The 22,490-nt window shown below is 67.7% G+C and carries 19 protein-coding genes; 13 read left to right on the top strand and 6 right to left on the bottom strand.

Features of this window, described 5'->3' with window-relative positions; translation table 11 throughout:
- Positions 1-129 precede the first annotated feature (129 nt).
- Positions 130-582 carry a DUF4399 domain-containing protein gene (locus IBX53_RS07705; RefSeq protein WP_290907496.1) on the top strand — a complete coding sequence of 151 codons (453 nt, stop codon included), beginning with the start codon at positions 130-132 and terminating at the stop codon, positions 580-582.
- Positions 583-679: 97 nt separating this feature from the next.
- Here IBX53_RS07705 and IBX53_RS07700 read toward each other — a convergent pair whose 3' ends face one another.
- Positions 680-1,573 (bottom strand): bile acid:sodium symporter, encoded by an 894-nt coding sequence (locus IBX53_RS07700; protein ID WP_290907493.1) that lies wholly within the window; start codon positions 1,571-1,573, stop codon positions 680-682.
- A gap of 108 nt (positions 1,574-1,681) precedes the next feature.
- Here IBX53_RS07700 and menA point away from each other — a divergent pair, with 108 nt between their 5' ends.
- Both menA and IBX53_RS07690 read left to right on the top strand, forming a co-directional pair.
- Complete coding sequence (menA, locus tag IBX53_RS07695) at positions 1,682-2,569, top strand: 1,4-dihydroxy-2-naphthoate octaprenyltransferase (protein ID WP_290907490.1); 888 nt, start codon at positions 1,682-1,684, stop codon at positions 2,567-2,569.
- A 40-nt stretch (positions 2,570-2,609) separates the two neighbouring features.
- Positions 2,610-3,482: an alpha/beta hydrolase gene (locus IBX53_RS07690; protein ID WP_290907487.1), complete on the top strand. Its 873-nt coding sequence runs from the start codon at positions 2,610-2,612 to the stop codon at positions 3,480-3,482.
- A 42-nt stretch (positions 3,483-3,524) separates the two neighbouring features.
- On the opposite strand, the gene IBX53_RS07685 is transcribed toward IBX53_RS07690, so the two are convergent.
- The gene (locus IBX53_RS07685; protein WP_290907484.1) at positions 3,525-4,247 is read right to left on the bottom strand and encodes a YebC/PmpR family DNA-binding transcriptional regulator; all 723 of its coding nucleotides are present in this window, start codon (positions 4,245-4,247) and stop codon (positions 3,525-3,527) included.
- Positions 4,248-4,429: 182 nt separating this feature from the next.
- Here IBX53_RS07685 and IBX53_RS07680 point away from each other — a divergent pair, with 182 nt between their 5' ends.
- The 3 genes from IBX53_RS07680 to IBX53_RS07670 all read left to right on the top strand — a co-directional run bounded on the left by IBX53_RS07680 (position 4,430) and on the right by IBX53_RS07670 (position 6,310).
- Positions 4,430-5,620 (top strand): Xaa-Pro peptidase family protein, encoded by a 1,191-nt coding sequence (locus IBX53_RS07680; RefSeq protein ID WP_290907482.1) that lies wholly within the window; start codon positions 4,430-4,432, stop codon positions 5,618-5,620.
- 52 nt (positions 5,621-5,672) lie between these two features.
- The gene (locus IBX53_RS07675; protein WP_290907481.1) at positions 5,673-5,837 is read left to right on the top strand and encodes a hypothetical protein; all 165 of its coding nucleotides are present in this window, start codon (positions 5,673-5,675) and stop codon (positions 5,835-5,837) included.
- A 251-nt stretch (positions 5,838-6,088) separates the two neighbouring features.
- Positions 6,089-6,310 (top strand): hypothetical protein, encoded by a 222-nt coding sequence (locus IBX53_RS07670; protein ID WP_290907479.1) that lies wholly within the window; start codon positions 6,089-6,091, stop codon positions 6,308-6,310.
- Between the two features lie 37 nt (positions 6,311-6,347).
- Here IBX53_RS07670 and IBX53_RS07665 read toward each other — a convergent pair whose 3' ends face one another.
- Positions 6,348-7,691 carry an MgtC/SapB family protein gene (locus IBX53_RS07665; protein WP_290907476.1) on the bottom strand — a complete coding sequence of 448 codons (1,344 nt, stop codon included), beginning with the start codon at positions 7,689-7,691 and terminating at the stop codon, positions 6,348-6,350.
- Positions 7,692-7,852: 161 nt separating this feature from the next.
- Here IBX53_RS07665 and IBX53_RS07660 point away from each other — a divergent pair, with 161 nt between their 5' ends.
- Together IBX53_RS07660 and IBX53_RS07655 are read left to right on the top strand one after the other, a co-directional pair.
- On the top strand, positions 7,853-8,320 hold the full coding sequence (locus IBX53_RS07660) for a hypothetical protein (protein WP_290907473.1): 468 nt from the start codon (positions 7,853-7,855) through the stop codon (positions 8,318-8,320).
- 254 nt (positions 8,321-8,574) lie between these two features.
- A complete protein-coding gene (locus IBX53_RS07655) occupies positions 8,575-11,664 on the top strand; it encodes an EAL domain-containing protein (protein ID WP_290907470.1) in 3,090 nt (1,029 codons plus the stop codon).
- 9 nt (positions 11,665-11,673) lie between these two features.
- On the opposite strand, the gene IBX53_RS07650 is transcribed toward IBX53_RS07655, so the two are convergent.
- Positions 11,674-13,656: an acyl CoA:acetate/3-ketoacid CoA transferase gene (locus tag IBX53_RS07650; RefSeq protein WP_290907467.1), complete on the bottom strand. Its 1,983-nt coding sequence runs from the start codon at positions 13,654-13,656 to the stop codon at positions 11,674-11,676.
- 170 nt (positions 13,657-13,826) lie between these two features.
- Between IBX53_RS07650 and IBX53_RS07645 the strand changes: the two genes are divergently transcribed.
- Positions 13,827-14,285 (top strand): LexA family transcriptional regulator, encoded by a 459-nt coding sequence (locus tag IBX53_RS07645; protein WP_290907464.1) that lies wholly within the window; start codon positions 13,827-13,829, stop codon positions 14,283-14,285.
- Positions 14,282-15,559: a Y-family DNA polymerase gene (locus IBX53_RS07640; RefSeq protein WP_290907461.1), complete on the top strand. Its 1,278-nt coding sequence runs from the start codon at positions 14,282-14,284 to the stop codon at positions 15,557-15,559. The genes IBX53_RS07645 and IBX53_RS07640 overlap by 4 nt, the downstream gene beginning before the upstream one ends.
- 6 nt (positions 15,560-15,565) lie before the next feature.
- Here IBX53_RS07640 and IBX53_RS07635 read toward each other — a convergent pair whose 3' ends face one another.
- Entirely contained in the window at positions 15,566-19,075 is a 3,510-nt protein-coding gene (locus tag IBX53_RS07635) for an EAL domain-containing protein (RefSeq protein ID WP_290907459.1), read from the bottom strand.
- A 173-nt stretch (positions 19,076-19,248) separates the two neighbouring features.
- Here IBX53_RS07635 and IBX53_RS07630 point away from each other — a divergent pair, with 173 nt between their 5' ends.
- The 3 genes from IBX53_RS07630 (at position 19,249) to IBX53_RS07620 (ending at position 20,868) form a co-directional block, all read left to right on the top strand.
- Positions 19,249-20,112, top strand: coding sequence for a bifunctional nuclease domain-containing protein (locus tag IBX53_RS07630; RefSeq protein WP_290907456.1), 864 nt, complete (start codon positions 19,249-19,251; stop codon positions 20,110-20,112).
- Between the two features lie 56 nt (positions 20,113-20,168).
- Complete coding sequence (locus IBX53_RS07625; RefSeq protein WP_290907453.1) at positions 20,169-20,549, top strand: hypothetical protein; 381 nt, start codon at positions 20,169-20,171, stop codon at positions 20,547-20,549.
- Positions 20,550-20,727: 178 nt separating this feature from the next.
- A complete protein-coding gene (locus IBX53_RS07620) occupies positions 20,728-20,868 on the top strand; it encodes a hypothetical protein (RefSeq protein ID WP_290907450.1) in 141 nt (46 codons plus the stop codon).
- Positions 20,869-21,432: 564 nt separating this feature from the next.
- On the opposite strand, the gene IBX53_RS07615 is transcribed toward IBX53_RS07620, so the two are convergent.
- Entirely contained in the window at positions 21,433-22,239 is an 807-nt protein-coding gene (locus tag IBX53_RS07615) for a Crp/Fnr family transcriptional regulator (protein ID WP_290907447.1), read from the bottom strand.
- Positions 22,240-22,490 lie beyond the last annotated feature (251 nt).

The following is a 22,490-nucleotide window of genomic DNA, read 5'->3' as shown; positions in this document are numbered from 1 at the left end:
ACCCGCCTGCCAACCCTGTCAGGCTCGACTAGTCTTGGAGGGCGGGAGCGGGCCAAGTCGGTCCGATCGAGCCAACCGGGTGGTGGATGCCGCCCTGCACGCCATCGCGAAATGGCAAAGGAGATAACCATGAACAAGCGGACCTATTCCCAGGCCCTGGCCCTGGCGCTGGGACTGGCCGGCAGCGCGCTGCTGGCGGCGCCGGCCATGGCGGAACTGGAGCGCATCTCGGCCGCCGAGGGCGCCGAGGTCTACCTCATCTCGCCGGAGGACGGCGCCACCCTGTCGAGCCCGGTGACCGTGCGCATGGGCCTCACCGGCATGGGGGTGGCGCCAGCGGGTGCCGACTTCCCAGACACCGGTCACCACCACCTGCTGGTGAACATGCCGCTGGAGGAGTTGGATCTGGGCGCGCCGCTGCCTTTCACCGACCATACTCGCCACTTCGGGGGCGGCCAGACCGAGGGCAGCCTGGAGCTCGAACCGGGGGAGTACACTCTCCAGCTGCTGTTCATGGACTATCGTCACGTCAGCTTCGACCCGCCGCTGGTCTCCGACGTCATCACCATCACCGTCGAATAGCGCGGCCGGCCGTCAGACGCCGCGCAGGCGGCTGACGGCCAGCAGCAGGGCAGTAGCCATCCACGCGATGGATCGGTGCCGGGTGACCGGCAGGGAGTCAGCGCCTGTCGGCGACCGCGGATACCTGATGACGATCCCGCCACAGGCAGGCGAACATCCACAGGAACACCGGCACGTTCATCAGCAGGCCGTAGAGCAGCGGCACCAGGCCGATGGCCGGCTGCTCCAGCAGCACGAAGGCTACCATCATCGCCACCCCGGCATTCTGAACGCCCACCTCCACGGTGATGGCGCGCACGCTGTCGTGGGGAAGGCGCAGTCGCCGTGCGACGCCGTGCCCCAGCAGCATGCTCGAGAGGCAGAGCAGCAGCACGGCGAGGGTCTCGAGGCTGACCAGAGACGGCAGCCGCTCGGCGTGGCTGACGAAGAGCGCCACCACCACCGAGATCATCGCCACCCCCGTGAATATCTTGACGCCGGGCAGTACCACCTCGAGCCAACGCGCGGGGAGTGCCTGGCGCAGCAGCATGCCGGCCAGCACCGGCAGCAGGGTGACCAGCAGCAGTTGACCGACGGTCTGCCAGTAGGGCAGGGCGAGGCCGCCGCTGGCGAGGCCGAGCAGTTCGAGGTTCCAGCCCATGAGCAGCGGAAGGGTAAAGGGAGCGAGCACCGCGGCGATGGCGGTCAGGGTGACCGACAGGGCCAGGTCGCCCTGGACCAGATAGCTGAACATGTTGGAGGTGGCCCCGCCCGGCACCAGGGCGACCAGCAGCAGGCCTGCCGCCGCCAGCGGCGGCAGGGGCAGCAGCAGCACCAGCGCCCAGGCCAGCAGCGGCAGCGCCAGCATCTGCAGGCCGGTGCCGAGCAGAACCCGGCGCGGGTGGCGCCAGGTGCGGGCGAAGTCGCCCCGGGTCAGGCTGAGGCCCATGGCCATCATCACACTGGCCAGCACCCAGGGCAGAGCCACCTGGGACAACCAGGCTGCGGACATCCTTTCTCCTTGCAGGAAGCGGGGATACACCACAGAGTATGCCCCAAGTCATGCGCCGCGGCGAAGGGCGATAGCGCTTTCATTGAGACAAGCTCAGAGAGAAGAACCATGACCACGGCGGTACCCACCAAGATGATTATCTGGGTGCAAACGCTGCGCCCGCGTACGCTGCCGGCAGCGGTAGGACCGGTACTGCTGGGCCAGGCGCTGGTGGTGCCCGGCCACTTCAGCGTGTCGACCGCCGTACTCTGCCTGGCCTGCGCGTTGGCGCTGCAGCTGGCGGTGAACCTGGCCAACGACCTCTTCGATGGCCTCTCCGGCGTGGACCAGCACGACCGCCTGGGGCCTACCCGCGCCCTGCAGGCGGGCTGGCTCAGCGCCGGCGAGCTGCGTGCGGGCCTCGTCGTGACCCTGGGCGTTGCCGTGGCCACGGGGCTCTGGCTTACGCTCTTCGGCCACTGGCTGCTGTGGCTGCTGGGTGGCCTCGCGCTGCTCGGCGTGCTCGGCTACAGCGGCGGCAAGTGTCCCTACGCCAACCGTGGGCTGGGGGAGTTCGCGGTATGGGGCTTCTTCGGCCCGGTGGCGGTGCTGGGCTCGCTGCTGGCCCAGCAGAGCCCGATCACCCGGGAGGCGGTGGCGGCGGGCCTCCTGGTGGGCCTGCCGGTGGCCGCCATCCTGGTGGTCAACAACCTGCGCGATCGCCATACCGACGCCCGGGCCGGCAAGATCACCCTGGCGGTGCGCATGGGGCCGCGGGCGACCCGGCGACTGTTCGCTATCCTGACGATGGGGCCGCTTCTGTCCACGCTGCCGATGGGGGCGGCGGCCTGGGCCTGGGGGGCATGGGGGATCACCGGCCTGGCGGCGCTGGGCCTGGTGCGGGAGATACAGCGTCGCGACGGCGCGGCACTCAATGGGCTGCTGGGCCTGACGGCGCTCTACTCACTGGTGATGGCCCTCTGGCTCTGGCTGCGCCTGGGGATAGTCGCCGGCTGAGCGAGCAGCGGCCCACGCAAGGTAGTGGAAGGAGGCAACCATGCTGCTGCGCTGGATGGCGGGGATTGCGCTGGTCTACCTGCTGGTGGTGGCCCTGGCCTGGGCCTTCCAGGAACGGCTGCTCTATCTGCCTCACATGGGGCGCGAGCCCATCGGCACCCCGGCGGATCGTGGCCTGGCCTGGTCGCCGGTGACCCTCGAGACCGAGGACGGCCTGGCCCTGGACGCCTGGTGGCTGCCCCACGAGAGCCCCCGGGCCAGCCTGCTCTTCCTGCACGGCAACGCCGGCAACATCACCCATCGCCTCGACTCCCTGGTGCAGTTCCATCGCCTGGGGCTCTCGGTGCTGATCCTCGACTACCGCGGCTATGGCCGCAGCGAGGGGCGACCCTCCGAGGCGGGGCTGGCCATGGACGCCCGGGCCGGCTGGCGCTGGCTGCGCGAGGAGGCCGACCAGGCCCCCGGGGAGATCGTGCTGTTCGGGCGATCCCTGGGAGCCGCCGTGGCGGCCGAACTGGCCATGGAGTTGGAAGCAGAGCGGATGGAAGCAGAGGGGCCCGAGGGGCAAGGCCCAGGACCGGCGGCGGTGATCCTGGAGTCGCCCTTCCGCTCGGTGCCGGCGCTGGCCCAGCGCGTCTACCCCTTCCTGCCGGCGCGCTGGCTGGCGCGTTTCTCCCACGACACCGAGACCCACGTCAGGGGCATCGAGGCGCCGCTGCTGGTCATCCATAGCCGCGACGACGAGATCATCCCCTTCAGCGAGGGGGAGGCGGTGTATCGAGCGGCCCGGGAGCCCAGGCGGCTACTGGAGATCCAGGGCGGCCACAACACCGGTTTTCTGGAGAGCGAGCCGGGCTACTCGGCGGGGATCGACGCCTTCCTCACGGAGCAGGGGAACCTGCCGCGGCGCTGAAGGGGCGCTGCCGCCCTGAGCGGGCGGCAGCGGGGCAGGGGACTACTCGGGCAGCTCGGCGTTGTGGAAGACGTTCTGTACGTCATCCAGATCGTTGAGCATGTCGAGAAACTTCTCGAACATCGCCACGTCGTCGCCCTCGATGGGCGCGGTGGTCTGGGGGACGAACTGGATCTCGTCCACCTCGAAGTCGAGCTCGCCGAAGGCGTCGATCAGCGCCTGCTTGGCCTTGGCGTACTCGGTGTGGGGCGCGAAGACGGTGATCTGCCCCTCCTCGTTCTCGATGTCGGTCACGTCGACATCGGCCTCCATCAGCGCCTCCAGGGTGGCCTCCTCGTCGTCGCCCTTGAAGGCCAGGATGGCGCAGTGGTCGAACGTGTGGCTCACGGTGCCCGGGGTGCCGATCTTGCTCTTGGTCTTGGTGAAGCAGGCGCGCACGTCGCCGAAGGTGCGGTTGGGGTTGTCGGTCAGGCAATCGACGATGACCATCACGTTGCCCGGCCCGAAGCCCTCGTAGCGGGCCGGGGAGAAATCCTCGCCGCCCACGCCGCTGGCCTTGTCCAGCGCCTTGTCGATGACGTGAGAGGGCACCTGGTCCTTCTTGGCGCGCTCGATCAGGCCGCGCAGGCTCAGGTTGCCGGCGGGGTCGGTGCCGCCCTGCTTGGCGACCACATAGATCTCTCGGCCGTACTTGCTGTAGACCTTGGTCTTGGCGTTGGCCGTCTTGGCCATGGATTCCTTGCGGTTCTGGAAGGCCCTACCCATATCGTTGTCCTGTGGCGTTCAACATGTGGCGGAATTCTACGAAACCGGGCCGGAGCCGAACAGGGATATTTTTCGCGCCCTTACCGCGGCCCGCGCCGGGCGGGGGCTACACTGCCGGTAGCCCCGAACCGCTGCGTTCGGCCCTGACTCGACCGCCACCGGCCCGCCCCCGGAGAGTGCCCATGGACCACCACGCCTACCGTCATGCCCTGGCCGAACAGCTGCAGGGCACCGAGTTGCCCTTCGCGCCCGACGAATTTACCTCGCGCCTCGCCCGGGTGCGCGCCGCGATGCGCGAGGCGGGGCTCGAAGCGCTGCTGTTGACCGACCCCGCCGACATCTTCTACCTGACCGGCTATCACACCTTCGAGGTCTCGGTGCACACGGCCCTGGTGGTCTCGGCCGACCGGCTTGTGCTGCAGGTGCCCTCCATCGAGACCGGCCCGGCCGTGGTCACCGCCGCGGTGGACGAGATCCTCGGCTACCGCTGGGAGGGAATCGACGAGGTGATCGCGCCGCTGGCCGAGACGCTCGCCCCCTATCGCCACATCGGTCTCGATCTCTTCGGGGCGGGGCTGCGCTTCGGGGTGATCCGCGAGCTGCAGGCGCGGCTCGGCGCCGAGCGCTTTAGCGACGATGGCGGGGCGCTGCTCGACGCCATCCGCCTCGTCAAGACGCCGGCGGAGCTCGACTGCCTGCGCGAGAGCGCGCGGATCACCTCCTTGGGCCTGCGTGCCGCCGAGTCAGTGATTGCCCCCGGCGTCACCGACAACGAGGTCGCCGCCGAGGGCGCCCGGGCGCTGCTGGCGGCCGGCAGCGAGTTCATGAGCCTGCAGCCCATCGTTACCAGCGGGCGGCGCATCAGTATCATCCACGTCAACCACAAGCGCACCGTCATCGAGGCGGGTGACCCGGTGTTCCTGGAGTTCGGCTCGGCCTTCCAGCGCTATACCGCCCCGATGATGCGCACCGCCGTAGCCGGTCGGGCCAGCCGCGAGATGCAGCAGGTCCGTGACCTGTGCCGGGGGATCTTCGAGGCGCTGCTTGCCGAGATGCGCCCGGGTCGTACCTTCGACGATGCCGCGCGGGCCGCCGAGGCGGTGCTCGTCCCCCATGCCGAGCGGCTGTTCTTCTCGGGGGTGTTCGGCTATGCGGTGGGGGCCCAGTTCCCGCCGAGCTGGGTCGAGGGCACTGGCTATATCGCCCGTGGCCAGGAGCGTGAGTTCGCCGCCGACATGGTCTTTCACCTGCCGCTCTGCCTGCGCCTGCCGGGGGAGTGGGGCATTGGCCTGAGCGATACCGTGCGAGTCACCCCTCAGGGCGGCGTGCCGCTCACCGACAACGACTGGCAGCTGGCCGAGCGTTTCGGCTGAGGTCCTGAATCCGAGGCAGGAACGTCAGATGGCGGTTTAAGGAGGTGATGTCATGCAAGCCCTGAAGGGGATACTGGCCGGTCTGGCGCTCTCGATGGCCGGCCTCGTCCTGGCCGATGAGGCCCAGCGCCATCCTGATGTGGTCGAGGTCGAGGTGGTCCCGGCCGGCGAGACCCGGACGGTGACACTTCCCGGAAGACAGGGCGATGGTGATTGAGGGGCGTCACGGGAAAGGCCGTGGCGTGCCGCGGATATTATCCGCCGAGGGCGGTGAGCCCGCCTCCTGGATCGCGACACAGCGCACTTGACTCGGCCGGAGGCATTGATCCCGGACAAGGAAATCGACGATGGCGTGGTCGGTTATTCGCGAGGCGCTATAACTAGACTGTGGTCGGGGAGGCGCCTCCCCGAGTTCAGGTCGGTGCCTGGTGGCGCCGATGTTCCTGCCTACCCGCTCAGGAGGGTGTCATGACACAGACCGTAACGGCTGCCTACGGCAACATCGACATGGCGATCAATGCCTATGACGAGCTGATCTCCGAGGGCTACCCCCGGGAAAAGCTCTACCTCGACCGAGATACCCATGAGGTCAAGGTGATCGTGCCCGATACGTCAAAGCCCGAAGTCGAGGAGATCCTCGGCCGCCATGGGCCTGACGAGATCCTGGCGCGCCCCTACGAGTCCTCGTAGCAGGGGCGCCGGGACCAAGCCATCGAGCGGGGCCGGCTCAGGCCAGCCAGGCCAGCGCCAGCCCCGCGGCCAGCGACGCCAGCATCGGCCCCCCGACCCGCCAGCCCGTCCGCGGGGTGCCGAAGCCGGCCGCCAGGCCGGCCTTCACCAGGTTGTTCACCGCCGCGGCGATGACGATGCCCAGCACCGCGGTGGGGGCATCGATGCGCTCGAGGGACATTCGCGTCAGCGACAGGGTGATGGCGTCGACGTCGGCCAGCCCCGAAGCGGCGGCGAGCAGGTAGATGCCGGCCTGGCCCAGCCATTCCCGCAGCCACTCGCCCATCAGCATGATCAGCGCCAGCAGGGCGCCGAACAGCAGCGCGGTGCGCAGCTCCAGCGGGTTCTGGATCGGCGTCGGCCGCTCGACCCGCGCCGCCAGGCGGTGGCGGCGCCAGATCAGCAGCGCCGGCAGGTAGAGCAGGGCCCCCATGACCAGGGTCGGCAGCAGCAGCCGCGGCAGCAGCGCGGGATGGATCACCGCGGCATAGATCAGGATGCGCGGGAACATGGTGCCGCAGGCCAGCAGGATGCCGGCGGAGAGCAGGGCGTCCAGCTCCGGGGTGCGGCGCGACTGGCGGGCGAAGTGCAGGGTCAGGGCGGTGGAGGAGCTGAGCCCGGCGAACAGGCCGGTGAAGAGGATGCCCTTCTCGGGGCCGCCCACGCGGATGGCGAAGTAGCCGATGAAGGAGATGGCGGCGATCAGCACCACCATCCACCAGATCTCGTAGGGGTTGAGCACCGCGCCGGGGCCCATGCCCTGGTTGGGCAGCAGCGGCAGCATCACCACGGTGATCATCAGCAGCTTGAGCCCGGCGTCGAGCTCGTGGGCCTGCAGCTTGTTGAGCAGGCCGTGGATCTCGCGCTTGTTGTCGAGGATCACCGCGGTGATCACCGCGCAGGCGGTGGCCAGGGCCAGGTCGATGGCCACCGCAATGGCGCCGAAGCAGAAGGTCAGCAGCAGCCCGATCAGACCGGTGATGCTGTAGTCGCGATGCTTGGTCACCCGGGCTCGCCAGGCCACCAGGCCGATGGCCGCCACGGCCAGGAACAGCAGCGGGAAGGCCCAGGCGACCAGCGCCTCGGTCAGCAGGGCGGCGATGCCGCCGAGCAGGCCAACCAGGGCGTGGGTACGGATACCGGCGATGCGCTCGCCGGACTTCTGCTCCCGCGCCACCCAGCCCCGCTCGATGCCGATCAGCGCCCCCAGCAGCAGGGCCACCGACAGCTCGATGGCGGTCTGGTTGGCGGTGATGAACTGGCTGGCGACGTCGTCCATGGCGGTCCCGGCGGCGGTGGCGGCTCTTCCTTCAGGGTGGACGGTGCGCGTCGCAATTGCCATGCCACGGCCGTCGACCTGCCAGGGCTTGTCCTGCATCAACCCGGCGACAGATCCCCGGCGGTTCGGTGATCCGGCCGTGGACGGGCAGCGACGCGCCAACTACACATGAAGAGGCACAGGGAATAACGTCATTCCCTTCGCTCTTCCATGAGGTAACCGCCATGAAACGCCAGTCACTCTTCCAGCGCTGCGCCACCCTGCTGCCGGTGGCCGTGCTCAGCCTCTCCGTGGGCCTGGCCCAGGCCCAGGACGCCGACCTCGAGGAGTCCCTCTACGGCCGGCAGATGACCACCCAGCAGGAGCGCGACCAGGTCCGCCAGCGCCTGCAGAGCACCCGCTCCTTCGAGGAGCGCCAGCAGATCCACAACGAGTACCAGCAGATGATCCGCCAGCGCGCCATGGAGCGCGGGTTCGAGCCCGACGGCATCTATGGTCGCCAGATGATGAACCCGCAGGAGCGCCGGGACTTCGCCGAGCGCATGCAGGGCGCCCGTTCCCCCGAGGAGCGCCAGCGGTTGCAGGCCGAGCATCGCCAGCAGATGCGCCACCGCATCATGGAGGAGCGGCGCCAGCGCATGCACGAGCCGGGCACCGGGGGTGGCCGCGGCGCCGGGCGCGGCCGCAACTGACGCCGGCCAGCCGGCAGCATGACCCTCGACCGGGCCGCCTCAGGGCGGCCCGCGTCGTTGGCGGGTGGCAACGAGGGCCAGCGCGCCGGGCTGGCCGAACCGGGGTGAGCCTGTGCTGAGACGCGCATGGTGGCCCGCGGCGTTCTCTGCTTAAATGGCTGCCATGATCGGTGCTTCGTGCTGCGGCTCTTAAGCTACTGAGCAATTTTCTGATACTTCCTCTGGGTCGATTCAACGTTAGGAACGCCGGTAACATGAGTGGTGATGCCCTCACTCTTCAAGATCAGCCTGAGACCGACCATACGCGCCTGCGCCGCCGCGCCATGCTGTTCTATCTGGTGGCCCTGCTGGCCATCCTGCTGCTGTTCGCCGGGTTCCTCTGGGACCAGCACCACCGCGACCTGGAGGCCGGCCGCGAGCGCGTTGTCGCCCGAGCCGACATCGTCGCCGAGTGGGTGGCCACCACCTTCGCTGTCAGCGAGCATGCCCTGGGCGGCCTGGCTCAGCTGTTCGATGATCTCCTGGCGCCGGCGCTGGCCGATCCGGCACGCGACTCGGACCGCCTCGAGACCCTGCTGGCTGACCAGCGCGACCGCCTCGCCTTCATCGACGAGCTGAGCCTGGTCGATGCGGCGGGGCGCGTCCTGGCCTCCTCCGCCCCCTGGCGGCCGCCCGGCTTCGACCTCAGCGGGCGCAACTTCTACTCCGGTTTCCTCGACGAACTCGAGCGGGACGTGCTGGTCACCCCGCTCTCCTGGTCGCCCTTCGGTCAGGCCTACTTTCTTGCCCATGCCCGCCGGCTGCGGGACGCTCAGGGGCGCTTCGTCGGCCTGGCGGTCCTGCGGCTCGATCCAACGATCTTCGGCGAGGCGCTGGGGCGTCTGGACATGACCCGGGGGGAGAGCATCGCCCTCCTCGATACCGAGATGCAGCTGCTCGCCCGGCGGCCGAGCTTTGGCGGCGGTGGGGCCATGGCGGTGATGGGCCGGCCGGTAACCGAGCCGTTGACCCGGGCCTTCCTCGACAGCGGTGAGCCCTGGATCACGCTGCGCACCGACTCGCCGCTGGATGGGCGTGAGCGCCTCTATGCCATGCAGCGGGTGGGGGACCTGCCCCTGGCGGTGGTGGTCGGCGAGGAGGTCGAGGTGATCCTGGCCGGCTTTTGGCAGCGCCTCTGGCTGCTCGCCGGCCTCTTCCTGCTGGTGGCAGCCCTGTGCGGCTGGCTGCTGCGCCACTACCTCGGCCGGCTGGTGCTGGAGCGGGAGCTGCAGGGCAGGCTGAGGGAGCGCGAGGAGGCCCGCCGCGAGGTGCAGTCCCGGGAGGCGCGCCTGGAGGCCCTGGTGGGCTCGATGCAGGACCTGATCTTCGTCTTCGATGGCGAGGGACGCTTCGATTACGTGCATGCCGGCGACCCCGACCTGCTGCTGGCCCCCTCCGCGTCGCTCCAAGGCCGCCACTATCGGGAGGTGCTGCCCGACCGGGTGGCAGATCAACTTGAGGCGGAATTGGAGCGGATGGCCCAGACCGGACGCCCGACCGCCTATGATTACACGCTCGAGATCCAGGGTGAGCCGCGGAACTTCAATACACTGCTCAGCCCGCTGATCGATCACGACCATACGCAGGCCGGTGCCCTGGCCGTGGTGCGCGATGTGACCGAGGAGCGCGCCACCGAGGCCCAGCTGCGCATCGCCGCCACCGCCTTCGAGACCCACCTGGGGATGCTGATCACCGATGGCGATAGCCGCATCCTCAAGGTCAATGACACCTTCACGCGAATCACCGGCTATAGCGAAGCCGAGGTGGTGGGCAGAAACCCGCGGCTGCTGTCGTCGGGGTTGCATGACGATGCCTTCTATCGTCGCCTCTGGCGCAGCGTGCTGCGCACCGACAGCTGGCAGGGAGAGGTCTGGAACCGGCGCAAGAACGGCGAGGTGTTCCCGGAGTGGCTCACCCTCTCCGCGGTGCGCAATGCCGCCGGGAAGACGACCCACTTCGTGGCGACCTTCAGCGACCTCACCGAGCGCAAGGCGGCCGAGAAGGAGATCCACCAGCTGGCCTTCTTCGACCCGCTCACCGGCCTGCCCAACCGGCGCCTGATGCTCGACCGCCTGGAGGTGGCGCTCAAGGACAGCTACCGCAGCGGCCAGTTCGGCGCGTTGCTGTTCCTCGACCTGGACCACTTCAAGCAGGTCAACGACACCCTCGGCCACCATGCCGGCGACCAGCTGCTTCAGGAGGTGGCCCATCGGCTCGAAGGGGTGCTGCGCGACACCGATACCGTCGCCCGCCTGGGCGGCGACGAGTTCGCCGTGTTGCTTCACGACCTGGGGACCGAGCTTGAGGAGGTGGCGGTGATCGCCGAACGGGTCGCCAACAAGCTGCTGGCGGTGATGCAGGCGCCGCTGCGACTGGGCGAGGAGCGCCTCGTCGTGTCGATAAGCATCGGCCTGACCCTCTACCGCGACCACGAGACCACCCTCGACGAGATCCTGCAGCAGGCCGACATGGCGCTGTTCCAGGCCAAGGCGGCGGGTCGCAACGCCCTGGCCTTCTTCGACCCCGGCATGCAGGTGCGCCTGCAGGCCCGCGCGCGGCTCGAGACGGACCTGCGTCAGGCGCTGCCCAACGATGAGCTGCGCCTGCACTATCAGGCCCAGGTTGACGAGCGAGGCGCCGTCATCGGAGTCGAGGCCCTGCTGCGCTGGCAGCACCCGGTGCGTGGCCTGGTCTCGCCTGGCGAGTTCATCCCCCTGGCCGAGGAGAACCGGCTGATCGTGCCGATCGGTCACTGGGTGCTGGAGACCGCCTGCCGGCAGCTGGCGGCCTGGGCCTTGGACCCGGCGAGGGCGGCGCTGAGCCTCTCCGTCAACGTCAGCCCGCGGCAGTTCCGCGAGCCGGATTTCGTCGAGCGCGTGCTGGAGACCCTCGAGGCGACCGGCGCCCCGGCCTCTCGCCTCAAGCTCGAGGTGACCGAGAGCCTGCTGCTCGAGGCGCGAGACGAGGCGCGCCTCCGCATGCTGGAGCTCCGCGAGCGGGGCGTGCGCTTCGCGCTGGACGACTTCGGCACCGGCTACTCGTCGCTGGCCTATCTCAAGCGGCTGCCGCTGGACCAGCTCAAGATCGACCAGTCCTTCGTGCGTGACCTGCTGGAGGACGAGGCCAGCGAGGCGATTGTCGCCAGTATCCTCGCCCTGGCCGAGAGCCTGCAGCTGGAGGTGGTCGCCGAGGGGGTGGAGACCGAGTCCCAGCGAGACTGGCTGGTGGCGCATGGTTGTCGGGTCTTGCAGGGCTACCTGTTCGGCCGGCCGGTGCCGGTGGAGGCACTGGAGCTCGAGGGATGAGGCGAGGGGTCAGCCCTCGCCCTCGTGGAGGTGGGCCTCGGCCTCGGCGGCGCTCTGGTAGATGTGCGGGGCCACGGCCCGCGCCTCCAGGGCATGACCCAGCTTGCGGCGCATGAAGCCGCTGGTGGTGTAGCGGGTCACCCGGGTATAGAAACGCTCCTCCAGGCCGCGCACCATCGCGGTATAGGCACCCAGCACCGCGTCGTCGATGCGGCAGTGGTCGTAGTTGACCACTGCATTGATCCGCTGGCCGAGCGGGGCAAGCCGCGCCTCCACCTCTTGCTCGATGGCCTCGACGTCGTCCAGGGTGGTGATCTGCAGGTTCTCGAAGTCGATGAACAGCACCTCGCCTGCGGCGTCCAGGTGGAAGCGCTGGGCCAGCGGGCGCTCGAGCAGCGTCTCGCGAAGGCCCATGGGCGCCTCCAGGAAGATTCGCGGGTCCATCTCCCGGGGTGGCGCGGGCATCAGTGGCGTGAAGCCCATCTGGGCCAGAATGTCGCGCTCGAGCTCCACCCCCGGGGCGATCTCGACGAGGGCGAGGCCATCGGGCGTCAGTTCGAACACGCAGCGCTCGGTCACGTAGAGCACCGGCTTGCCGTCGGCGGCGGCCAGCTCACCGCTGAAGGTGCGCTGCTCCACCTCGCCGACGAACTTGGGGTGGCCGCCTGCGGGCACGCGCAGGGCGCCGTCGATCACCGAGAGCTCCTCCCGGCAGGCCGTGAAGGTTCCCATGAACACGACGCGGCGGGCGTTCTGGCTGATGTTGATGAAGCCACCGGCGCCGGCCAGGCGGGTCCCGAAGCGCGAGACGTTGACGTTGCCGGCGGCGTCGGCCTGGGCCATGCCCAGGAAGGCGATGTCCAGGCCGCCGCCGTCGTAGAAGTCGAACTGGGCGGGCTGGTCGATGATCGCCTGGGTGTTGAGGGCGGCGCCGAAGTCCAGCCCACCGGCGGGCAGGCCGCCGATCACGCCGGGTTCGGCGGTGAGGGTGACCAGTTCCAGCACCCGTTCTTCGCTGGCCACCGCGCCGACCCCCTCCGGCATGCCGATGCCCAGGTTCACCACGCTGTTGGGCGCCAGCTCGAAGGCGGCGCGCCGGGCGATGATCTTGCGCGCCGAGAGGGCCATGGGCCCCGGCGTGGCCATGGGTGCCCTGATCTCGCCGGAGTAGGCCGGGTTGTAGGGAGTGCGGAAGGTCTGCCAGTGGTGCTCGGGTTCGTCGCAGACCACCACGCAGTCGACCAGCACCCCGGGAATCCGCACCGCCTTGGGATGCAGGGTGCCGTGCTCGGCCAGTCGCTCCACCTGCACGATCACCAGGCCGCCGGAGTTGTGCACCGCGGTGGCGATGGCCAGCGCCTCCAGCACCAGCGCCTCGCGCTCCATGGTCACGTTGCCCAGGGTGTCGGCGGTGGTGCCGCGCAGCAGCGCCACCTGCAGCGGCAGCGCCGGGTAGAAGAGATACTCTTCGTCGTCGATCGTCATCAGCCGCACGCGCTCCTCGGTGCTGATGGCGTTGATCCGCCCCCCCTCCAGGCGCGGGTCGACGAAGGTGCCGAGGCCCACCCGGGTGAGGGTGCCGGGCTTGCCGGCGGCGATGTCGCGGAACAGGTGGGAGATCACCCCCTGGGGCAGGTTCCAGGCCTGGATGTGCCCTTCGATGGCCAGCTTCTGCAGCGCCGGCACCAGCCCCCAGTGGCCGCCGATCACCCTGGCCACGAGCCCCTCATGGCCGAAATGATTCAGTCCGCGGGTCTTGCCGTCGCCCTGGCCGGCGGCATACATCAGGGTCAGGCCGCGGGGTTCGCCGCTCTCCAGGAAGCGCGCCTCCAGGGCTACCGCCAGGTGCTCGGCGAAGCCGATGCCGACGAAGCCACCGGTGGCCACGGCGTCGCCATCGCGGATCAGTTCCACCGCCTCGCGGGCGGAGACCACCTTGCCCTTGGGGGAGAAGGGGCGGTCGGTGAGCAGCGGGTGGGTGCGGCGTTCCATGGCGGGAGTCCTCTCGGCGTGTGTTGTTATTCGTTGTTATCGTGTGTGGTGCTCTCTGGCACCCTGACACCACGTTAGCACGCCACTCCGTTGAGCGGGGGCGAGGCAGTTGCCAAGCGTTTCTCCCTGCCTGATACTGTATGAAATTACAGTATATGTCGGAGGTGCCCATGCTGCTCTCTCACCGAATGAGGACCCGTGTCATCGGTCGGGCCGCCGGCGAGGGGGTGGGGCCGCCCCGCCCGCTGATGGGCTGTCGAGTGCGGGCGGGCTTCCCGAGCCCCGCCGACGACCATCTGGACGCCGAGATCGACCTGCACGCCCACGTGGTGAAGCGTCCGGCGGCCACCTACTTCGTGCGCGCCGAGGGCGATTCCATGCTCGGCGACGGCATCCACCACGGCGACCTGCTGGTGGTGGACCGCAGCCTGGAGCCGCTGCCCGGCCGGGTGATCGTCATCGCCCTGGAGGGGGAACCCACCGTCAAGCGCCTGGAGCGGCGCAATTCGGGGGTGTGGCTGGTGGCCAGCAACCCGCGTTTCGCACCGATTCCCCTGGCCGGGCGCGAGTGCGAGGTGTGGGGGGTGGTCACCCATGTGCTCCATGACCTGCTGGGGCGCACGCCATGATCGCCCTGGTCGACGGCAACAACTTCTACGTGAGCTGCGAGCGTGCCTTCGATCCGCGTCTGGCGGGGCGGCCGGTGGGGGTGCTCTCCAACAACGACGGCTGTGTGGTGGCGCGCTCCCAGGAGCTCAAGGCGCTGGGCGTGGCCATGGGCGCGCCGCTGCACCTGCTGCCGCCCGCCGTGCGCCGGCAGGCGGTGCTGCTCTCCAGCAACTATGCCCTCTACGGCGACATGTCGCGGCGGGTCAACCAGGTGCTGGCGGAGTTCTCGCCGGATGTGGAGCCCTACTCCATCGACGAGAGCTTCGTGGGCTTCGACGGCTTCCCCGACAAGGCGCTGGAGGCCCACTGCCGCACGCTTCGCGAGACCGTGGGCCGCTGGACCGGCATCCCGGTGGGGGTGGGATTGGCGCCGACCCGGGTGCTGGCCAAGCTGGCCAATCGCCTGGCCAAGCGCGAGCCGGTCTTCGAGGGGGTCTGCCGGCTGGATGCCGACAGCGAGGCCACCCGGCGAACGCTGGACGCCTGCCCGGTGGAGGATCTCTGGGGCGTGGCCCGGCGCAGCGCCGAGCGGCTGGCGCTGATGGGCATCACCACCGCCTGGGAGCTGCGCGAGGCCGACCCGCGCTGGGTGCGCAGCCGCTTCTCGGTGGTGATGGAGCGCCTGGTCTGGGAGCTGCGCGGTCGCTCGGCCATCGCCCTCGACGACATGAGCGAGCCGCGCCGGCGCCTGCTGGTCTCGCGCTCCTTCGGCCGGCTCACCGGCGAGCGCCACGAGCTGGAGGCGGCGATCCGCCAGCACGCCGCCCGGGCCGGCGAGAAGCTGCGCCGCCAGGGCAGCCTGGCCCGGGCGGTGCAGGTGTTCGTGCGCACCAACCCCTTCCTGGCCGGCGAGCCCCAGTACCGCAACGCTGCCCTGGTGGCGCTGCCCGCGCCCAGTGCCGACAGCCGCGAGCTGCTGGCGGCAGCCCGCCGCGGCCTGGCGGCGATCTTTCTCGAGGGGTATCGCTATCAGAAGTGCGGGGTCATGCTGCTCGATCTGGTGGATGCGGACAATCGCCAGCCCTCGCTGCTGGAGACGCCCGACGACGAGGCCCGGCGCGGGCGCAGCGGGCGGCTGATGGCCACCCTGGACCGGCTCAACCGCCAGATGGGGCGCGATACAGTGCGCTTCGGCCTGCCGCAGCGTGACAACGCCTGGGCGCTGCGCTGCGAGCGGCGCACGCCGTGCTATACCACCCGCTGGAGCGAGCTGATGCGGGTCAAGACGGGGTGAACAGGGTCAGCTGAGCAGGCGCTCGATCTCCTGTAGCAGGGCATCGCGCTGGTCATAGAGCTCCGGCAGCCTGTCGATGGCCTGTTTCCCCTCGCCGGCGTCCTGCAGCGCAAACAGGTCCGCCGCCAGCCGCTGTGCCTGCCGGTGCAGACGCTCGAGCCGCTCGATCTCCGGCCCCATGGCGTCATGAAGCGGGACGAGCCACTGGCAGAATCCACACCATGACGCATCGAGTGGAGGGCCTTCGGGTTCCTCCGAGGTCAGCCGCGACGCGATCTGCCGGACCCAACTGCGGTGTTCGGCGCCGGCATAGAGCAGTGGCCTGGACGTGTGATTCACGAAGGGCAGCGTGGCCCAGTGTGCCGGGGGCCGCCAGTCGTGGAGCCAGCCGGGAACGGCCTCCGCGGGCATGGGGCGAGCGATGCCATGTCCCTGGGCCATCTCGCAGCCGACGCGCAGCAGCATGTCACCATGGTGAACCGTTTCTACGCCCTCGGCGATCACCTGGCGGTCGAACGCGGTCGCCAGGCTAAATATGCCATCGAGAATCTTGAGGTCCTCCGGGTTGTCGAGGATGTCGTGGACGAAGCTCTGATCGATCTTGACGATGCTTGCCGGCAGGCGCTTGAGGTAGGTCAGCGACGAGTAGCCGGTACCGAAGTCGTCCAGCGAGACCTGGATACCGATCTGGCGGCATCCTTCCAGCAGGCTCGAGGCCTGAGACAGGTCACCCAGGGTACTGGTCTCCAGGACCTCCAGTTCCAGCGCGCCGGGGGGCAGTTCGGGATGGTCGCCCAGCAGCCGCTTGAGGCGAGCCACCAAGTCTCGCTGGCGGAGCTGCCGGGCGCTGACGTTGACGCTCACCGGCAGGTCGAGCCCCGCCAAGCGCCAGGCGGCCGCCTGGGCCAGGGCGGAGCGGATCACCCATTCGCCGAGCGCCTCCGAGAGTGAGTGCTCCTCGATCACCGGCAGGAACTGGGCAGGCAGCAGCAGGCCACGTTCGGGGTGCTGCCAGCGCACCAGCGCCTCGACGCCAATGGTCTTGCCCGTGCGCATGTTGACCTTGGGCTGGTAGTGGAGCCGGAACTCGCCCTCCTGCAGGCCTTGCTGGATACGCTCCAGGGTCTCGTGATGGCTTCGCATCGAGCGGTCCCGTTCGGCATCGAACAGGTGATAGCGCCCCTTGCCGGCGAGCTTGGCCTGGTACATGGCCTGGTCGGCCTGGCGCAGCAGCTGGTCTGCCTCGACGGGATCGGCCTGGGGGTAGAAGCTGACGCCGAGGCTGGCGGTGACCCGCAGGGCATGGGACTGATACCAGACGGGCTGAGAGGCGACGTCGAGCAGGCGCTCGAAGAGACCGGTGGCGACCGACTCGTCGGCCAGGTCCTGCAGGACTGCCACGAATTCGTCACCGCCGAGCCTGGACAGGGTATCGCCCTCACGCATGACTCCCTTCATGCGCTGGGCGACCCTGATCAGCAGGTGGTCGCCGGCGGCGTGGCCGTAGCGGTCATTGATTTGCTTGAAGCCGTCCAGATCGAGATAGACCATGGCAAGGTGACGCCCCTGGCGGTGCTCTTGGGCCATGGCGTGGGTCAGTCGGTCGGCCAGCAGCACTCGATTGGGGAGGCCGGTCAGGGGGTCGTAGAGGGCCAGGTACTCGAGCTGCCGCTCGTGGTCCTTCAGCTGGGTGATGTCGGTGGAGATGCCCAGCAGGCCGATGATGTTGCCGTTCGTGTTGTCCTCACGGATCGGCGTCTTGACCTCCAGGTAGACGCGCAGGTGGCCAGCCGCGTCGTGGAGGCTGACCTCCTCGGTGGTCGGCTCGCCGTTCAGCACGCGAACGTCGATCTTGCGCTGGCGGCTTGCGACATCACTGGAAAAGAAGCGGGCGTCCTCGCTGCCCAGCAGGCTCTCGGCCGTACAGCCGAAAAAATCCAGGGTAGCGCGATTGGCGAAGGTGTAGCGGGAGTCGCGATCCTTCATGTAGATGATGGAGCCCACGTGGTCGAGCGCCTCGCGGAAGCGTTCGGCCTCCATGTTGGCAGTGCGCAGGGCGATCTCGGACTGCTTGCGCTCGGTGATGTCGGTGATCACGCCGAACCAGGTGGTGTCTCCGTCCGGTTCGCGATGGGGGAGCGAGTCGCCGAACAGCCAGCGCTCGGCGCCATCTTGGTGAATCACTCGATACTCGTGTCGCCATGGGGTTAGGGTCTCGGCGGAGCGGCGGATGGAGGCCAACATGCCGTCGAGATCGTCGGGGTGGGTCACCGAGAGCATTGGGGAAGCGTCCTCCCTGACCGACTCTGGTGTGACGCCGTAGACCTGCTGAATGCCATCGCTTGCGTAGGGGAAACAGGCGCGCCCGCTCGGCTGGAGCCGGTACTCGTAGACCACGCCGGGCACGCGGTCGGCGATGGTCTTGAGTCGGGTCAGTAGCGTCTCGAGCTCTTGCTCCCGCTCACGCACGGTGCGCATCAGCGTGCCGGCCATGCGCAGGGCACGGGCTCGCGCGGTGGAGAGACTAAGGACCAGGGCGCCAAGGAGTGCGGTGATGATCAGGCCCCCGAGCAGGGTGAGCCAGGTGGTGCGGGTGGCGACGGCCTCGCCAGGGGTCAGGTGGTCGAAGACCAGCCGCCAGGGCGTGCCGTTGAACTCGATCAGGCGCTGCTGCTGGAAGGGGGTCGCGCCGGAAGCAAGGGAACTCGGCTTGTTACTGAACAGCAGGCGCTCGGCCGTCTCCCTGTCGCCGTCATAGATACGCAGGCCCACGGGCTGGCCGTCTCGCTGCTCCCAGTCGCCGAGGATACCCTCCATGAGGTCGTACATGCGGTAGGGGCTGGAGGTCCAGCCAATCAGGGCTTCGCGGCGCTGGGCCACGCTTTCGAGCGGGGCGCCCCGGCGGTAGACCGGCACATACATCAGGGTGCTAGGCTGGGTCTCGGTCTCCTGAACCAGCATGACCCTGCCGGTCAGGGCCGCCATGCCGGTGTCGCGGGCCTGCTCCATGGCGGCGCGGCGCACCGGCTCGGTGAACATGTCATAGCCTAAGGCGCCCAGGTTGCGGCCCTCGAAGGGCTCCAGGTAGACGATTGCAGTATAGGTGTCGCGGGGAGTATCGGGATAGACGTGGTAGTCAGGGAAGCCCTCGGCGCGCACCTCGGCTTCATGCCGGGATAGCTCCTCGGGGGAGAGTCGCACCGTATAGCCGATCGCCTGCACGCCGGTGACCGCATCGGAGACGCGCAGCTTGTCGAAGTAGCTACGCCATTCCTGGCGGGTCACCTTTTCCGAGGCATCGAAGAGCCCCGCTGCCCCCCGCAGCACCAGCGCATAGGCAGACAGGCGCTCCTCGATACTCAGCATGACCTGGTCGGCCGCGAAGCCGAACTGTTCCTGCGCCGAGGCTTCTGCGCTGCGGTAGACCTGGTGACTGGCAAGCAGTGACAACCCGATACCCACCGCCACGATCAGCCAGAAGAAGCCCGGTAGGCGAGCGATTCGCTTCACTGCCATGTTCGCTTCACTGCCATGTATGCCTTGCGTCATGAACGATTGAACGACCCTACCCGGCAGATTACCGGCAAAGCGACGAGGCGTCATGGGGAACATGACTCGCTTGAGTCCCTGCATGGCGACGGGGCGCGACGCCTGCCATCCTGAGAGGGCACCCATCGAGGAGCCCTGCCATGTCCGTGTCACTGTTGTTGCTATGCCGGCGCCTGCTGGTCCCCTGCCTGGCCTTTCTGCTGGCCTGGGCGCTGCCCGCCCAGGCCAGGGAGCTGGCCGTGCCACCGGAGGCGATGGTGGAGGTCGAGGTGGCCACCGTGGGCATGTCGGGCATGGCCGGCGTGCCGGTGGTGCTGCTGCGCGAGCCTGGCGCGGGGGAGGTGATCCCGATCTACATCGGGGTGACCGAGGCCCGCGCCATCCTGCGGGCCCTGACCGGTGAGCGCCCGCCGCGGCCGCTCACCCATGAGCTGCTCGGCGATGTGCTGGCGGGGGCCGAGGTAGCCCTGACCCGGGTCTACGTGGACGCCCTCACCGACAGCACCTTCCTGGGTATGCTGGAGCTGACGCTGCCCGGCCGCGAGACTCCGCTGCGCATCGACAGTCGCCCCAGCGACGCCATCGCCCTGGCGCTGACCGCCGGGGCGAGTATCCATGTGGCCCCCGAGGTGCTGGAGGCGGCGCGCCAGATCGAGTACCAGGGCTTCGACGACCAGGTGGTGGTGGCCCTGGGCATCACCGTCACCCCGCTGGACGACGACCTGCGTGAGGCACTGGGGCTGCCGGACAGCGCCGGGGTGCTGGTCAGCGACGTGAGCGGCGATGCCGCCGAGGCGGGGCTGGTGCCGGGGGCGATGCTGCTCGAGGTGAACGGCGAGACCCCAGACAGCCCGTTGCACTTCCTGGAACTGGTGCGCGATACCCCTGAAGGAGAGCCGGCGCGGCTACGGGCCTGGCAGCGGGGCGAGATCGTCGAGGTGGAACTCTCCACCGAGGTGCCGGAACCCCGTCCCCGGCGCCGCACACCGGGGCTCGAAGCCTGAGGGGGGCTTGGCAGCCGCCATCGGGTGGTCGACAATGGCGACCCGGAGGATAGCCTATGCTCGATTCACTGATTGTCCTCGCCCTTCTCGGCGAACCCGCTCTTGCTGCGCCAGTCGAACCCGGCCTGACGTCCCTGGAAGCCCATCACCGCGAGCTGCTCTCCTGCGACAGGCTCGTCGGGAGGTGGCTTCAGGAAGACGAGTACATGGCGATGCACACGGCCATCGGCGATTCACGCCTTGGCCTTGAAGCGCTGCGCCCGATGCCATTCGACGATCAGACGTTCCCCCCGGATGCCATCGACCTCACCATCGGCGAGACGACCTACGCCTCGGCTGACCTGGTTCGCATGACCGATCACCCCGCGGAGGCGGATGTCCGCGAGGCCTACCTGACTATCCGTCCGCACTGCATGCGGCTGATTGGCTACTTCTGAGTGCCCAGCGTTATCCCCCTTAATCTGATGATCTCGTAACGCTGCGTACGCCAGCGCACAGTGAGTGCGTCCCATAAGGTTCATCCTCATTGCAAGCGTGGCAAGGGAAATGCCTGAACAGGACGTTGCGCTCTGCGCCACCGGCGTAATGATGCAATCTCACTAAAGAGTAATTTCCATGAAAAATACCAAGCTTGACGCTATTTCGTTCGAGAAAGTTAAATCAATTTCATTCGATGTTGAGGTTCTGGAATTCTGGAGCGAGCGGGCACGAATTCAACTGATCTGCATGAATGAGATTGCTGCCTATATCGAGTGAGCCACCCGGCTGCATGAAGAATCCGTTAATCTGCTGATGCACACACTTTATAATGCACCAGAAAAATATTTTTTTCGGCAAGTATGTGACGAAGCCATGAAATGCCGGACTCTAGAAGTGGTTGCCGACAAGGCTCGAATTAAAACAGAAAAAAGTCTGTTGGCTGCTGTGCGTCCCGGGTCGATATGTCCCGGGTCGACGCCATGGCTGAACAGGCCGCGTAATCAGGAAGTGTCATGAAATACATCTTTGCTCTGGTGCTTGGGACGATCACCCTGCTCCTGGCTATCACCGCTCAGGATCCACCTGGCGCGCGCATCCTTCTTGCCGCCGTGGGCCTGGCATTTTACGCGGTAGCGCTGCGCCCGGGGGCTGCTGGAGGTGGGCCGAAATCATCCTGGCACCTAAAGCTGAGGAGCCCAAGGCTGGGAAAACCCAAGCTGGGCGAGTTCAGTGATCGACCCTAGGTGAGCTGGGTCGGCGAGACCCTAGTGGACGACTTCCTGACGTTTGGAATCGGAAAAAACGGCCACCGCAGGGATTCGCCGGGTGGCCGTTTTCCCTTTATGCCCTGGTACTGTAGCCAGGTTCGATCATGCCGTGTTGGGAGATGTCGCGTGTGGAGCAGTCGCGCCATCGATACCCTTTGTCCCGAGGGGGACGACGATAGGACATCAGACGCTGATACTCCTCCGTGATAGCCTCATAGCACTCACAACACATCTCTTCCAGGCCGGGCCTGTCCAGAAAATTGATACGCCCGCGACTGCAGGAAATCAGGCCGGCCTTCTGCAGCCTGCCGGCCGATATGGTGATGCTTTCTCGACGCACGCCAATCAAGTTGGCGATCAGCTCATGGGTCATGATGAGCTCGTCGGTCGGTATGCGATCCAGGCTCAGCAACAGCCAGCGACAAAGCTGCTGATCCAGGCTGTGATGTCGATTGCATACCGAAATCTGCGATATCTGAGCGAGCAGTGACTGGGTGTAACGCAGCAGCAGGTCCTGCAGGGGGCCCGCACGATCAAACTCGGACTTCAGCAGTGCCGCCTTGAGGCGATAGGTGCTGCCGGCATTGCGCACGATGGCACGGATCGGTGTCGTGTCGCCGCCCATGAACAACGAGACGCCGATGACGCCCTCGGCACCGACGACGGCAACTTCTGTTCGATTTCCATCTTCCATTTCGCAGCGTAATGATACGATGGAATCCGTTGGGAAATAGCCATAGCACATCGTCTCTCCTGACTCGGCCAGTGAGTCCCCCAGCTTCAATTCGACAGGCTGGAGGAGAGGGGCCAGGCGCTGATATTCATCCAATGGCAGTGCCGCCAGCAAGTGATTCTGGCGAGGGTCTGGTGGTGGGGCCATGACCGACAACGCTCCTTTTTATCGGGCAAGTTCCCCGCGCGGCACAAGCGCCTAAATACGCGCAAGAAACGAAGCGTATTACATTCATTCTGGCGCGGGAACTAATGTCTACGTTCGCTAGGGTAGCACTTAACAAATCCCCACGTAGACTTATATATGTGAACTTGTCAGGCTGATTTAGTTAATTCCTGTCCGATATCCCGACTGATAACTCAGCCGGGGCGCAAGGTTAGCTGTCGAGAAACGAAAAA

Source organism: Halomonas sp. (assembly GCF_014859505.1).
GTDB lineage: Bacteria > Pseudomonadota > Gammaproteobacteria > Pseudomonadales > Halomonadaceae > Halomonas.
The sequence above is the reverse complement of the archived record's forward strand: the minus strand, read 5'-3'. Positions and strand labels throughout refer to the sequence as shown.

Bases quoted from the DNA above. Each gene is read 5' to 3' on its own strand.
- IBX53_RS07675 (WP_290907481.1), top strand. From the start codon at position 5,673: ATGCAAGCCCTGAAGGGGATACTGGCCGGTCTGGCGCTCTCGATGGCC.
- IBX53_RS07620 (WP_290907450.1), top strand. From the start codon at position 20,728: ATGAAAAATACCAAGCTTGACGCTATTTCGTTCGAGAAAGTTAAATCA.
- IBX53_RS07670 (WP_290907479.1), top strand. From the start codon at position 6,089: ATGACACAGACCGTAACGGCTGCCTACGGCAACATCGACATGGCGATC.
- IBX53_RS07640 (WP_290907461.1), top strand. From the start codon at position 14,282: ATGATCGCCCTGGTCGACGGCAACAACTTCTACGTGAGCTGCGAGCGT.
- IBX53_RS07645 (WP_290907464.1), top strand. From the start codon at position 13,827: ATGCTGCTCTCTCACCGAATGAGGACCCGTGTCATCGGTCGGGCCGCC.
- menA (WP_290907490.1), top strand. From the start codon at position 1,682: ATGACCACGGCGGTACCCACCAAGATGATTATCTGGGTGCAAACGCTG.
- IBX53_RS07685 (WP_290907484.1), bottom strand. From the start codon at position 4,247: ATGGGTAGGGCCTTCCAGAACCGCAAGGAATCCATGGCCAAGACGGCC.
- IBX53_RS07665 (WP_290907476.1), bottom strand. From the start codon at position 7,691: ATGGCAATTGCGACGCGCACCGTCCACCCTGAAGGAAGAGCCGCCACC.
- IBX53_RS07625 (WP_290907453.1), top strand. From the start codon at position 20,169: ATGCTCGATTCACTGATTGTCCTCGCCCTTCTCGGCGAACCCGCTCTT.
- IBX53_RS07660 (WP_290907473.1), top strand. From the start codon at position 7,853: ATGAAACGCCAGTCACTCTTCCAGCGCTGCGCCACCCTGCTGCCGGTG.
- IBX53_RS07630 (WP_290907456.1), top strand. From the start codon at position 19,249: ATGTCCGTGTCACTGTTGTTGCTATGCCGGCGCCTGCTGGTCCCCTGC.
- IBX53_RS07705 (WP_290907496.1), top strand. From the start codon at position 130: ATGAACAAGCGGACCTATTCCCAGGCCCTGGCCCTGGCGCTGGGACTG.
- IBX53_RS07635 (WP_290907459.1), bottom strand. From the start codon at position 19,075: ATGGCAGTGAAGCGAATCGCTCGCCTACCGGGCTTCTTCTGGCTGATC.
- IBX53_RS07680 (WP_290907482.1), top strand. From the start codon at position 4,430: ATGGACCACCACGCCTACCGTCATGCCCTGGCCGAACAGCTGCAGGGC.
- IBX53_RS07615 (WP_290907447.1), bottom strand. From the start codon at position 22,239: ATGGCCCCACCACCAGACCCTCGCCAGAATCACTTGCTGGCGGCACTG.
- IBX53_RS07700 (WP_290907493.1), bottom strand. From the start codon at position 1,573: ATGTCCGCAGCCTGGTTGTCCCAGGTGGCTCTGCCCTGGGTGCTGGCC.
- IBX53_RS07655 (WP_290907470.1), top strand. From the start codon at position 8,575: ATGAGTGGTGATGCCCTCACTCTTCAAGATCAGCCTGAGACCGACCAT.
- IBX53_RS07690 (WP_290907487.1), top strand. From the start codon at position 2,610: ATGCTGCTGCGCTGGATGGCGGGGATTGCGCTGGTCTACCTGCTGGTG.
- IBX53_RS07650 (WP_290907467.1), bottom strand. From the start codon at position 13,656: ATGGAACGCCGCACCCACCCGCTGCTCACCGACCGCCCCTTCTCCCCC.